The sequence below is a fragment of the Caballeronia sp. LZ003 genome (genome assembly GCF_031451465.1).
GTDB lineage: Bacteria > Pseudomonadota > Gammaproteobacteria > Burkholderiales > Burkholderiaceae > Caballeronia.
This window is the reverse complement of record NZ_JARUXJ010000004.1, coordinates 736,121-748,897: the sequence shown is the minus strand read 5'-3', so window position 1 is coordinate 748,897 and position 12,777 is coordinate 736,121. Positions and strand designations below refer to the sequence as shown.

The following is a 12,777-nucleotide window of genomic DNA, read 5'->3' as shown; positions in this document are numbered from 1 at the left end:
CATAAGGGAATCATGGACACAGTGACTGAATTCACCGAAGTTAAAGGCGCCCGGAAATATCACCGGCGTACCGTGGACGAGAAACGCCGGATCGTCGAAGAGACGTTATCCGGTAAACGTTCGGTGGCGGAGATTGCACGCCGTCACGAAGTGAACGCGAATCAGCTGTTTGACTGGCGCAAGCAGTATCTGGAGGGACGCCTTGGTGTGAACGATCGCGAATGCGCCTTGCTGCCGATCACTTTGAATGAGGCCAGCGACAGCGGCGCGGCCGAACAGGCCGCTTCTACGCCTTTGACACAGGCGCTCGGCACGATCCGGATCCAGTTGCCACGAGGCGAGGTACACGTGGAAGGGAGCGTCGATCCCGACGCGCTGCGCGTTGTGATCCAGTGCCTTAGCCGATGATTGGTCCGCTGACAAACACGCGCATCTGGGTTGCCGCCGGATTTACGGATATGCGCTGCGGCTTCGACGGCCTGGCCGCGAAGGTGCAGACTGTGCTGGCGAAGGATCCATTCTCTGGTCACATCTTCGTGTTCAGGGGCAAACGTGGCGACCTCATCAAATGCTTGTACTGGCGCGACGGCGGCCTATGCCTTTTCGCCAAACGCCTGGAGCACGGGCGCTTTGCGTGGCCTCGTGCTGACGGCGGTGTTGTTTCGCTGACCAGCGCTCAACTTGGCCTCCTACTTGAAGGTTTCGACTGGCGACAGCCCGTCGATGCAGCGCGACCCTCCAGCGCTTTGTAAACGTATGTGACAACGCACGCATGGGGCAATGCACGCGCGTAAACTGCGTGCATGGCATCCAGCGACGCTATCCTTCCGGACGATATCGAGGCTTTGAAGGCGCTCCTGATCGAGCGCGAGGCGGCGTTACGTGAGCACGAAGGCGAGCTTACGGATCTGCGCGACACTGTAACGATGCTCCGGAAGACACTCTCCGACCGGGCGCTCGAGATCGAGCACCTGAAGCTGTGGATTGCGAAGCTGCAGCGCCTGCAGTTCGGGCGCAAGTCGGAGAAGATTGATCGTCAGATCGAGCAACTCGAATTGCGTCTCGAAGATTTGCAGGCCGACGATGGCGCGGCAACGGTCGACGCACCAACAAGGCCTCGCTCTGAGACCGGCAAGTCGACGGGACGCAAGCCGCTTCCGCAACATCTTCAGCGCGAAGACGTTATACATCAGCCCGAGGACGCGTGCTGTCCGCAATGCGGCGGTGCGCTTGGCGACCTCGGCGAGGACGTCTCCGAGCAACTCGACTATGTGCCGGGGCATTGGCGAGTGATTCGTCACCGCCGACTCAAGAAGGCCTGTACCTGTTGCGACTGCATCGTGCAGGCGGCTGCGCCCAGCCGGCCAATCGATCGCGGCATGCCGGGTCCGGGGTTGCTCGCGCATGTCTTGGTCGCTAAATTCTGTGACCACCTCCCCTTGTATCGACAGTCAGTGATTTACGCGCGCGACGGCGTGCAGCTCAGCCGTTCGACACTCGCGGACTGGGTCGGCCAGTGCAGTGCGTTGCTCCGGCCACTAGTAGATGTCGTTCGCCGATACGTGATGGCGCCTCGAAGATCCACGCGGATGACACCCCGGTACCGGTGCTCGAGCCCGGCAATGGCAAGACCCATACCGCACGTCTCTGGACATACGTTCGGGACGACCGGCCAGCGGGCTCCAAGGACGCGCCAGCAGTCTGGTTTGCATACAGTCCTACAAGGGCTGGAGAATATCCGCAGGCCCATCTGAAGGACTTCAGGGGAACGTTGCAGGCCGATGCGTTCGCGGGGTACAACGCGATCTACGAAAGCGGTGATGTGCGGGAGGCTGCGTGCATGGCGCATGCACGTCGCAAATTCCACGATTTGTTCGTCGCGCGCAAAAACGAAGTCAACACTGAAGCGTTGCGCCGGATCGGCGAACTGTACGCAATTGAGGCCGCAGTTCGAGGTAAGCCACCGGACGAACGAAGACGTGTCAGGCAGGAGCAGGCGCGGCCGTTACTCGATGCCTTCGAGATCTGGCTGCGCTCGACGTTGGCGACGGTTTCGCAGAAAGGCGACACCGCCAAAGCCATCAACTACGCTTTGAATCAGTGGGCAGCGCTCACGCTGTACATCGATGACGGTGCTGTGGAAATTGACAACAACGCAGCCGAACGCGCTTTACGTGCCGTCGCTCTCGGTAGAAAAGACTTCCTGCACTTCGGTGGATGCCCACCAATCGGAGCCCTCACTATCACTGACCTGAGGGTCAATAGTTTTTGCTAGTCCGTGGATGCTGATTAAAGCCGCTGCATTGTCAACACGGTGTCGATCGGACTATTACCCACCGCTAGACTTAAACCCGGATTACATTCCGGTTACGTGATTACCCGTTTCGGTCCCGTGATCGCTCATTCCGGCATTGCGATCACGCATTTCGGAAACCTGTGATCGGCGATCACGATGAACTGAAACGGGTGATCACGATCATTCGGAATCTATGATCACGATCCGTCGGAATACGTGATCACGTCCGCCGAAATACGCAGGTTAGCCCTACGCTTGGTGCGACGCTGGAGTCGCCACATGCTGGCTTCCCGCCGTCTGCAGTCGTGATCCAACTCTTTCAGCGGCGAAGGTAAGGAATACCGCGCCGTGTTTATGGGTAGAATGTTTTCGCTTCCGCGTAACTAGAACAGCAAACATCGAGAATTTCGTGACCCTCTTCGGCCTCCCCTATAAATCTGAAAGGCTCTAGTTCCTCTATGCCCTCTGAACGATTCCAGAAGGCTTCCATTATATCCCTGAACTTACCTTGGCTTAAGGGGCGGCTTAGACGCACAGTGCCTTCATAACCTTCTACTGGCCTTTGGATATCTCGTGCCAGCCGAGCCGCAAAAGAAGCACTCCCGTGCAAAGCAGTGTACCCCGCTACCAGTCGAAAGCGCGCAAACTCTGGTACCTCGAAATCTTTCGAGCTCCTCAATGCTTCAGCTAGGCCTCTTGGATTCACAAACCTCGTCCCAGACGCTTGTAGCCAGACCTTCCCTTTTACAATACGGCTCTGCGCAACAACATTCAGCCGATGCATCCGCCGGCAGAGATCGACATAAACAAACGGACTAAAAGATGGAATTATGGACGCCGTGCCATGTTCCACGAAGCAACCAGGAACAGAACTTAAGTCATGCAATTCTATTGACATTGCTCGAACTCGGCCATAGCCAGCCCGCCTCCGTATCGCGATTGCCGATGAACCTAGAAATCCAAACACCCCGGCTCCCAACGACAACCAACCTAGGACGGCTGACGCTTTCGGATGGCTATCCTCAAAAGCGCCGCTCGCGATTGCCGTAAGGTCTGCAAACACTCCCGCCGTTCCAACAGCCAGTCCCACGGCGGAAGCGCTTTCGATTGCGGCTATGACGCCGCCTGCAGCAGCGATGGAAGTGCCTGCGGTGAATGCCGCGAGCCCTAGTCCCACTACCCCCAAACCGATACCCATCCACGCCTGCCAACTGAGATGCCCGGAAGGGTCCAGCCTGTTAATGGGGTCGCCCGCGCAATATGCGTACGGATTAATGCCACCCGCTTGAAAAGGGCTCAAACTATCTGGACATGTGAAGCGCATCAAGCTGGGACTGTAGGCTCTGTACCCGTTACCAAGATGGTAAGCGCCGCTCACGGCGTCTCGACGTTCTCCGCCATAACCCGGGAGGCCCGGCGCCTCACTTCTTTTCACCATACGGGCCATATACATACTCCACATGTTCAGTTCCATTAAACGCAGCAACGACTTCATGGCCATCGCTAGTACCAGTGAGCCACGTCGTCTGCTGCGCGCCTTCGCTAACCTGAGCCAAAGTGACCGAACCCAGGCGCACAAGTCGCTGCTGCTCTGCGGCGGCGTCTGGAATCCGATTTACAAGTTTCTCTGCCCGGTAGTAGAGCATTTCGGTTTCGTCGCCCGTCTTTTGTGAGACCAACCGATCCCACGCATCGTAACCGTATTCGCTTTTTTGTTCGCCCGATTCCGTCGACACAAGTCGTCCAAGCTCGTCGTATGAGAGCTCTTGACCGCACTCGTTGAGGAGCATTCGTCCAGCATCGTCATATTCAAAGCGGAGCCGCCGAGGCCACCCATCATGCGTGTTGGCGACGCCTACAAGCAGACACGGATCCTTCTTGTCATAGTCAAAGGTCGCGATATTAGCGCCACCTTCGAACTCACTGACGCACTGCGTGATGTTGTCGAGCGCATCAAACGCGAACGTCTGCCGTGTGACCCTCTTACCGAATTCGTTCATGGGTACGTCGGCTCCGGAACAGGTATAGGTCACAAGCCGGTTACGCGCGTCATATTCATAAGCGTCCTTTCGTCGAGTCTGCCCGCCAATACTCCATGTGCGCGTGCGCACTTGATGATTGGCTTTCCACGTCTGAGCGATCGCCCATGTCTGTCCCCGACTGCTGCTAATCGTTCGCTCAATCTCACGGCCAAGCGCGTCCAACCTCAAGATCGTTGTGAGCGTATGGCATTGGGTTGACGATAGGTCTGTGGCGACCCATCTCTCTATGCGCCCGAAGACGTCGTAACTTAGGTTAACTCGTACCGCCGGATCCGCAATTGTGATCAGACGGCCGTGCTCGTCGTAATCGTACTTTTGCTGCGCGCCTGCGACGTCCGTCCAATGCATGAGTTTGCCGCCCGACGAAAAGTCGTGCACGGTGGAACGCGTCCGCCCATCGACACCGGTTTGCGCTTCGCCTTTAAGACGGCCGGACGGGTGATATTCCAGACGGGTTAGGACTGGATTTGGCGTCGCCTGAGCTTCAGTGACCGCGCCGCTTCGTCGATCGTGCTTGAAATTTTGTTCAATGCCAGGGCTGAGAATATGCCACCGCTCGCGTTTTGCGCGAACACGAGAAACTGCGTTATCGAGTTCCGGAATATACGTGTACTCTAGCGTCACCCCATCGGGTGCCGTGACCTTCGAAGGAGTCGCGGCTCCTGGATTCATATACTCATAGAACCACGAGCGAGGGCCGCATTGACTGTGCGTCACTCTACCCAGGCCGTCAAATGTTTGCTCACCCAAGGTGATACGTCGAACATCTGGCGGCTCCCCGATTTCTACGCCGATTTCTCGAACGAGCGTCTGCTCCGAAAACGATCCGTAATTTTTAAATACCACGGTTCCGTCGGCGAGCTTAATCCGACTCACGCGACTGTGTGCGTCGTATTCATAGAGCGTCATTTGGCCGAGTTCGTCGACATCCTGTCGCAGCCTCCCCCAAGCATCGTGCATGTGCTGGCGTTCGCTGTATAACGTCCGCGCCGCGCCGTCAACGAGATATAGGCACTCCTGTCGAGGTCGACCATGCACGTCGTACACGGTCTCATGGATCGCAGTTTGCGTACCATCTGTACCTTGCACATAGACTGTTTGCGTGCGGGTAACAGGATCATACTGACGTACGTGCCTCAATCCATCGCCCGTTTTTACAGTTTCAGCTTGTCCCCACTGATCGTACGCAAACCGTTCTGTTAGGTTGATGCCCGGACGGTCTGCATCATGCACGGTCCAGTCGTACGCCTCTCGCATCGCAAGCCGACCAGCGGCGTCATAGCCGCACTTACCAATTTCCACCCACCGCCTCGACGGACCATCAATATCCCATTGCCACGATTGAACGACGCGACCCAGTCCGTCAAATCTCGATTTCGTCTTGTTGCCAAGCGCATCCTCGTGTGTAGTAAATAAACCCTCATCGGTCTTCTCGTGGGCATATCGCGTGACGAGCTCATAAGTAGTGCCCGCGTTTCGGGTTTCGCACACCAGCCGGCCGAGCGCATCGTACACATAGGTCGTTCGCAGCCCTTGGTGATCTTCCTTTTCGAGAAGCCTGCCGCTTTGAAGTGACTGAATGCGTTTTTCGCAAATCTGCAAACCATCGTGTGCAACTGAGGTTACGGTTTGCGCCAATACATGCTGATCATGTGGCCGCACTGCAAAATCAAATGTCCGCCGAGTTTCGTACACATGCTGGCCTTCAGCGCTGTAATGATAGAGGGCGACCGCCTCGTTTTTTAGTCGACAGTGTTCGTCCTTACTCGGGTCGTCGACATACTCGCGCTCAATCTTCCGAATTAGTTGGCCGTCGACAAGATGCTGCTCGCTCGACTGCAACACGACTGAGGTCAAAGGAGCGCCCTTACGCGTGCGATGCGAGCAATAGGTATACCGAGTTTGGGTAACCGGTACACTCAAGGGAAGTTTGCCGGCGTTTGCCATCACGACCGGTGCATGCACCGTCACGCTCTTGAGCAGGCGCACGAAACCATTGGGTTCCCCAGGGCAAAGCTCTTCTCCATTCTGATCCTTCTCACCTCCAGCGGGATAATACGTATATTCCGTCCTAGTGCCATCGGGCCGGACATGTGTGAGCGGATTTCCCGCGTCATCGAACGTCGAGGTGATCGTCTCTGAACGGCTTTGCTCTTCGAGAGGATTCGACTCGTCTCTCCAAGTAACGATTTGCTGCATTGGAAGCAGGAAAGTTTTTGGCTGTTGCTCCAGTGGCTGACCAAGCCGCACGTTATATTTCGTATCATGGAGGGTGACACAATGTCCGCTACGAATTTCTTCCCGCGTTTGCAGATGGAAATGATTGTAAGTTCGGGTGGTGGCGGTGTGCTCCTCTCCGTCAACCATTAATTTTTCCTGGCTCCAGTATTCATACTCGGAGGCCACGCCGTACAGCGCGTCAAGTTCGGATGACCAATCGCCGCCGGACCCGCCGGCGAGATAGTTATTTTCTGAATATGCAAACTCCCGGTTGATGTCAGGCTGCCCTGCCCCCGGCATTAGAGTGTGTTTTACGACCGCAGGGAGCGCCGTCAACTGAGCTCCCTGCGGGAAATGCATCGCCTCGCTAAGATAGGTCACCTCTTCAACCAAACCCGTTGAGTGCTCAATGCGATTCAGGTAACTCATCGTTTCACTGTCGGCAGACGAGCCGACTGCGTCATAGCCCAGTATCGTACGCAAATCAGCTCGTAGGATCTCCGTCAAATAATTGTTGGTGAACGAGAGAACGACTTCGAACTGATCAGGCGTGCGCGGCCATAACGTCAATGTCGAGGAAACATTGTTCTTGTATGCCACCTCCATTAAGCTCGCGCCCGTGTCATCGGTGATTGCCTCTAGCCGAGGGGACTGATTAACCTCGACCGAGCTCCATGTCCAAGTCAACCCGTGACCAGCTGGCGTGAACGTATGAAGGGGCATCTTGAGCACGTCGCCTACATCAGGACCCGCTAGGATTTCTACGGACCCGTCCTTCCAGCGAATGCGGTAGAAACGCTTACCCCCAAGAACCACACAATCAAACCGAAAGTGGTCTGTGTGTTTTTGCAGGATGACGGGATCTTCTTTGCCCGCGACCCGATACTGCTCGCCGTTTGAAAGAACGAGCACTCCCCCGTCGGAGTCAAAATGGGAGTACCCCAGAGAGAATCCGATACCATATCCGAGGTTATGGCGCTGAAGCGGGGAGTACCCTAATGTGGCTTTGAAACAGGGGCCCTGATTGTGATTTCCCGTGAGTTCACCCACGACCAGTTGTACATTGAACAGCCCGGTGCGCGGATCTACTCCACCACTCACGGCGCTACCAAAATTTTGCGCTTGTGTTGTAAAACCTGAGCTCATACGCCCTCGAAAATTCAACCAAAAATCAATTCCTGAGATCTTTCCACAGCGTTATCGGCTATCCAATCAATCGATAAGCGCTGGAAGCAGACTGTCGTAGTCGAACCGCATCTTCAGGATGCTTTGGTTTCCAAAATTGTCACTGACCAACACTTTCCTCACTCCGTCCTCGTTGTTCCAGCCGGAATGCTCGAGCCCGGAAACTGGGACGCGCAGATTCCACAGGTAAATGTGAAATTCCCCTTTATGACGCGTGGACGGCGACGCCTTGTGCAAGAGGTCATTTTTATCGATATGTATCCAGCGGTTTGTGCTGGCTAGGCTCGATCTCTTCAGCAGCAAGTCAGCGTTGGGTTTGATCCCAAAGGGACTGTCCGGGTCGATGTACCAGATCAACACGTCGAATGCTTCTCCGCGATTACATCCGGCGTAAGCTTGAGCCTTGCCAAGCAGCGGCAAACTGGCCCCCCTACGGAACATCTCCGAATGAATCTTCTCAAAAAGGTGCTTCGGATCGGGCGTTGCTGATAGCTTGAAGCGGGTGGGCGCCTGTATAAGTTTGACCGCGATCTTTTTCCAGCGACTTTCGCCTATCCAGTCATCAACCCATGTAGGGGTTGGATCGACTGGCGATGCTTGATATGAGAGGCAGTTGATATCTTTTGCTACGACGTCAAAGCTTCCTTGCTGGATATCCCATATTTCCGGTCGGCCATAGTCGACCGGGGGGATCGTTGCTACATGTACTTTATTGCGATCTCCCGTCATTTCTCCACGGCGAGTCGAGACCTGTTTGCCGTTTGACAGAGTGATCGTCACAGCCACGTCCATACTCTGCATCTGAGCGGAGTTCGAGCATGTCACGTACAACCTGACGAAATTGCCTCTGTCTGCATCAATCGATTCAGCAACACCCACATCGCCGCGCGTATTAAGTACCGGATAATTTCCGTTTTTCGCCGACCAGCCCCACCCTTCACTGGAGGAGCCGCCGAGTCGCCCGCCGGTCTCGTAATCCACCAGCGTGACATGATCGAGCAGTTCCTTAGAGCTGATCTCGATGACCTCCCGATCCACGTTAATGGGAGTTAGGAACACGTCAACAACAGCCTGATGCCTGCCGTTGGCATAGATTTGAGGCTGACTCGTGTCGTGCGACACGATATTGAGAGTGGTAAGGGCTGTGACCTGTTCCCAGGCTGCGTTCTGCTCCATAGTGCGTCCTTCCTCAGTTAGTAGACTCAATCCTGATCGGACACGTGGCGCTGCGACTCATTGCGTAGGCTCTGTACCCGTTACCCAGGTGGTAGGCGTTGCTAAATGCATCGTGCCGCTCCCCGCCGAATGCCGGGAGTTTTCTGTCTGCATTCCGTGTGCTGCCTGATGCCGTTTGATCCATATGAAATCTCGAATGTCTGCGCCTCGTCTGACGTGACAACAACGTCGTGTAGGTCGTTCAAAAGCAAAGCCGTGTTGTCATTTTCCGTGACGTTCAATTTTGTGCGCGAACGGTGTCGTCGAGCAAGCGTCCCTCCGGAACGACCGAACACCACATTCGCAAATACAACCTGAATTGGTTAGTTATTCGCTAGAACCTGACCCGTCGTTCAGCGCCCCGGCGGATCGACGCATTATTGACGGAGGAATACCGAGTATCCCGCCTCGCTAATCAAATTCTTGGCCGCGTTACCCGACGGCTCGCCTCCGGTGATCAGACCTCGCCGCTGCAGCATGAGCACGTAATGCTGCAAGTAAGTTGCTTTCATTCGGGCGTCGCCATCAGCATCGTCGACTATTTCAAAAAGAGCTGCTCCAACCGTCGGTGATAGCTCGGCGTAGCGACTGGCTCCATCGCCCATGCCGCCGGCGGCGGAGCTTGGATTTGCGGCACCGCTGTGGTCTGTGGAGCCCGCGTCGGCGATTGCGATGCGCAGCCGACGAGTGCCGTCAGCAATAGCGGCGCGATTTTTGGCGTTGTCAGCTTCATGGGAAATCCTCTCACGGTGGAACTGTTCGTCGAGCGCTGCGATACGGGCGGCTGCCGTGTTGTGAGCCGCGATCGCGTCGCTCGCTGCCTTCGCGGCACGCTCCGAGAGGGTCGCGATATTTCGTACGTTCGCCTCGTTGTCGCGCGCGTGAGCAGCCTGCTCCTTGGCAAGTTGGCTGCGATCAAATACGTGGACGGCAGCGCCGCCGACTGCGACGCCGACCACACATATGATGAGGTACGGTGCGTGACTCACAGGTCCCGCTCGCAAAGCGAACGCTCTTCGGCGCGACGCTTCACGAGGCCGGGAAGCACTTTCCCTCGCGAGCTCACCCACTGCGCGCGACCATCGTCCGATTCGTTCATCGCCCGGCAAGCGCCCCTCCAATCGTGCTCATTGAATCGCTTTGCAGTCGCGCTCGCGCAATAGTTGCGACTGCCTATGTTGTAGGCAAAACTCACCGCGGCCGCGAGTTGGTTAGGATGGTCCTTGAGGCCCGGCGTGCATCGAAGCACATCATCGGCGTGCGTCATAAGTTGGCGGTTCAACGACTCCCAGCACTCGTCCGGACTGTACGACTGGCCGACAACGACGTCATGCGTGTCGCCGCTGCATTTCGTCGCAACGCCCACAGGGTCGAGGTAACCGCGATGCACAACCCCTTCGAAGCGAGGCACGATGCAATACAGCGTGGTTGCAGCTACGGTGCCAACTATGCCCGCGAGCGCTGCTTTCCCAAGGTTTGCCATTCAATGATCTCCAGAAACAACAAAGCCCCGACTGCCGATGGCAAGCGGGGCTTCATCCATGCTCAGGCAAATCAGGCGTGAGCCGACTCGCGTTCGCGCGCGCGTTGGTCGCGCCGGTCTTTTCTCCAGGCGAACACGAAACTCGCGCCAATATAGGCAAGCGTCGCCACCGCGACCCACCAGTTGATGTCGTGACTGCTCAGCCACAACCAAAAGTTTCCGCCCGCCACGGGCACAGCCTTCGCCGCGCTGGCGCCCCACTCGTCTTTCATTGGATATCCCGCTAAGAGATTTGTGAACGTTGATCGCTATCGCACAACGCCTTCCATGTGCGCACCGCGCAGATTCGTGCCTGCTAGGTCCGCTCCCCGAAGCTTCGCTTTTTCAAAACGCGCTCCGTCCAGGTCCGCGCCGCTTAGGTCCGCTCCGCGCAAGTCAGCTTCGGACAGGTCCGCGCTGCGCAGACATGCTCCGCTCAGATTCGCGCCCTCAAGCGCAGCTCGCACAAGAATCGCACCCCGCATATCGGCCCGACTTAGGTCCGCGCATGTGAGCTTTGCTCCAGTGAAGTCGACATCGCAAAGCGAGGCGTTCGCGAGCTTCACATTCACGAGCGGCGCACTGCCCCGATGCTCGCCGCCAAGATCTGCGTGACTTAAATTCCTGTTCGCGGCTTGACTGAGATCGTCAGCAAGGTTGTCGCTCTGCGTGGTTAGAATCACCGCGCCGGTATGACGGTTTTTGATCTCAGTGCCACGCTTCCATGACGTGTCGCTGCGAATTGCGCCGTCGAGGTTCGCGCCCTCAAGCATCGCGCCGCTCAGGTTGCAATCGCGCAAATCAGCCCCTTTCAAGTCAGCTCCGTACAAGTTAGCGCCCATCAAATCCGCGCCACGCAATACAGCCCCAGCCATCTTGGCATTGACCAAATTAGCGCCGCACAGAACGGTACCGCTCAATTGCGCGCCAACGAGCACTGCCTCCTCTAGATCGGCACTGCGCATATCGGCTTGCTCAATCGTAGCTCGTTCCAGATTCGCCCCCACCAAATTTGCGTCGGCCAGGCGCGCTGCGCGCAGCTGCGAATTTGATAGCGGAGCGCCACTAAATATTGTTGTTCTACCCAAGTCGATATGGCTGAGATCACGCTTTTTGGAAACAGCCTCACGCAGCGAATCTCGAAATTCACTGTCGGTTTGCGTGAGGATCAGTTTGCCCGTTCGGCGATTCTTATAGTCGAAACCTTTATTCCAAGGTAAAAGATCCCACCCGGTCCCGTTCGCTTTCATCGCGTCAATCCATTTCGTATCGCATGCCAGGCCCGACTTCACTCGGAAACCAGGCGCTTGAATGAGGGCTATCGAAGTCGCCAGATGGAGAGGGGATCGCATAGATCACCCGGACCCAGCAATATCCTGAACGGCGCGCGTGTATCTGCATCCGTGCGGAGCCAGTTTCGCCGTATAGGTTGCCCCTGGCATCAGTGAACTTGTCCGTCTCACCTAGGCGAACCTCAACGCGCCATTGCAGTGTGTTCGTTGCGCCTTCGAGCTCGCAGTCGATCCTCAACGCTCTACGATCTCGTCCCAGGCGCAGGTCCTTGATTGAGACCAATCCATTGAGCGTCCGGCCCACCTCAGCCACCTCCGACAAGCGACCGTCCCACACCTCGGCCTGAACGCGCGCTTTGTAGTTGCCGGGCTTTAAGTCGTGCACGACCCACTCGCACTTCGTGTTTGCAAGCCGTTCTTTCTTTACTTCGTGACCCGGCTCATGCCATTCAATCAAATACTGCTTGGCGCTGGCCACCGCGCCCCACGATATCTTGGCCGACATTCTGGCACCGTAGTCCGCGAGTGCTTCAATGCGTAGGGCGCTTGGCGCGGCAATCGGCACGTAAGCTTGATCGGTCATGTCAGTCGACGCCGCATTGTCGACGAGCGCAAACTTTTCTGGCGCGTGCCGCGTCGCCGTGATCGTGAAAGACGTTCCGTCATGCGATTCAGATATGCTGACCACGCGATACAACTGCCGTACCTCGGCTGCCGGCTGAATCGTCCATGCGGCACCACAAACCGGCGTCTGCAAGAGTGGCCTGCAAGGCGTAACCTCCGCGCCGTGCGCACTCTCAATTTCCACGCGCTGAATCTGCGCATCCGGCAGCATCAACGTAAGGTAACTCCCAGGAAGGGCCTCGACCTCCCGGTCCAGGATCACACGGCCTGTATCCGTCACACCCTTAATTCGCCCACCTATCGAACGCTGCGAGCGCAACGGATCGGCAATCTCGATCACCTGTCCTGGAAGCGCAAGCGCTCCATCCAGACCGACACCGA

At 56.6% G+C, this 12,777-nt stretch carries 9 protein-coding genes and 2 pseudogenes; 3 read left to right on the top strand and 8 right to left on the bottom strand.

Annotated features, from left to right (window positions below):
- Window positions 1-12 precede the first annotated feature (12 nt).
- The 3 genes and pseudogenes from tnpA to tnpC form a co-directional block, all read left to right on the top strand.
- Window positions 13-408, top strand: coding sequence for an IS66-like element accessory protein TnpA (gene tnpA / locus QCE79_RS27555; RefSeq protein ID WP_404989424.1), 396 nt, complete (start codon window positions 13-15; stop codon window positions 406-408).
- The gene (gene tnpB / locus QCE79_RS27550; protein WP_309849296.1) at window positions 405-752 is read left to right on the top strand and encodes an IS66 family insertion sequence element accessory protein TnpB; all 348 of its coding nucleotides are present in this window, start codon (window positions 405-407) and stop codon (window positions 750-752) included. Before tnpA ends, tnpB begins: the two co-directional genes overlap by 4 nt.
- A 51-nt stretch (window positions 753-803) precedes the next feature.
- A pseudogene (gene tnpC, locus QCE79_RS27545) lies at window positions 804-2,215 on the top strand (IS66 family transposase); the annotation flags it as partial.
- Between the two features lie 433 nt (window positions 2,216-2,648).
- Here tnpC and QCE79_RS27540 read toward each other — a convergent pair.
- The 8 genes and pseudogenes from QCE79_RS27540 to QCE79_RS27505 form a co-directional block, all read right to left on the bottom strand.
- Window positions 2,649-3,734 (bottom strand): RHS repeat-associated core domain-containing protein, encoded by a 1,086-nt coding sequence (locus tag QCE79_RS27540; RefSeq protein WP_309850617.1) that lies wholly within the window; start codon window positions 3,732-3,734, stop codon window positions 2,649-2,651.
- A complete protein-coding gene (locus QCE79_RS27535) occupies window positions 3,718-7,704 on the bottom strand; it encodes a hypothetical protein (protein ID WP_309849293.1) in 3,987 nt (1,328 codons plus the stop codon). Before QCE79_RS27535 ends, QCE79_RS27540 begins: the two co-directional genes overlap by 17 nt.
- Window positions 7,705-7,770: 66 nt before the next feature.
- Window positions 7,771-8,919, bottom strand: a complete 1,149-nt coding sequence (locus tag QCE79_RS27530; protein ID WP_309849291.1) for a hypothetical protein — start codon at window positions 8,917-8,919, stop codon at window positions 7,771-7,773.
- A 416-nt stretch (window positions 8,920-9,335) separates the two neighbouring features.
- Complete coding sequence (locus QCE79_RS27525; protein WP_309849289.1) at window positions 9,336-9,947, bottom strand: lysis system i-spanin subunit Rz; 612 nt, start codon at window positions 9,945-9,947, stop codon at window positions 9,336-9,338.
- Complete coding sequence (locus QCE79_RS27520) at window positions 9,944-10,441, bottom strand: lysozyme (protein ID WP_309849285.1); 498 nt, start codon at window positions 10,439-10,441, stop codon at window positions 9,944-9,946. The genes QCE79_RS27525 and QCE79_RS27520 overlap by 4 nt, the downstream gene beginning before the upstream one ends.
- 71 nt (window positions 10,442-10,512) lie before the next feature.
- Window positions 10,513-10,713 carry a hypothetical protein gene (locus QCE79_RS27515; protein ID WP_309849283.1) on the bottom strand — a complete coding sequence of 67 codons (201 nt, stop codon included), beginning with the start codon at window positions 10,711-10,713 and terminating at the stop codon, window positions 10,513-10,515.
- A gap of 36 nt (window positions 10,714-10,749) precedes the next feature.
- Window positions 10,750-11,730 (bottom strand): pentapeptide repeat-containing protein, encoded by a 981-nt coding sequence (locus QCE79_RS27510; protein ID WP_309849281.1) that lies wholly within the window; start codon window positions 11,728-11,730, stop codon window positions 10,750-10,752.
- A gap of 4 nt (window positions 11,731-11,734) precedes the next feature.
- A pseudogene (locus QCE79_RS27505) lies at window positions 11,735-12,777 on the bottom strand (hypothetical protein); the annotation flags it as partial.

Bases quoted from the DNA above. Each gene is read 5' to 3' on its own strand.
- tnpA (WP_404989424.1), top strand. From the start codon at position 13: ATGGACACAGTGACTGAATTCACCGAAGTTAAAGGCGCCCGGAAATAT.
- tnpB (WP_309849296.1), top strand. From the start codon at position 405: ATGATTGGTCCGCTGACAAACACGCGCATCTGGGTTGCCGCCGGATTT.
- QCE79_RS27540 (WP_309850617.1), bottom strand. From the start codon at position 3,734: ATGGTGAAAAGAAGTGAGGCGCCGGGCCTCCCGGGTTATGGCGGAGAA.
- QCE79_RS27535 (WP_309849293.1), bottom strand. From the start codon at position 7,704: ATGAGCTCAGGTTTTACAACACAAGCGCAAAATTTTGGTAGCGCCGTG.
- QCE79_RS27530 (WP_309849291.1), bottom strand. From the start codon at position 8,919: ATGGAGCAGAACGCAGCCTGGGAACAGGTCACAGCCCTTACCACTCTC.
- QCE79_RS27520 (WP_309849285.1), bottom strand. From the start codon at position 10,441: ATGGCAAACCTTGGGAAAGCAGCGCTCGCGGGCATAGTTGGCACCGTA.
- QCE79_RS27515 (WP_309849283.1), bottom strand. From the start codon at position 10,713: ATGAAAGACGAGTGGGGCGCCAGCGCGGCGAAGGCTGTGCCCGTGGCG.
- QCE79_RS27510 (WP_309849281.1), bottom strand. From the start codon at position 11,730: ATGAAAGCGAACGGGACCGGGTGGGATCTTTTACCTTGGAATAAAGGT.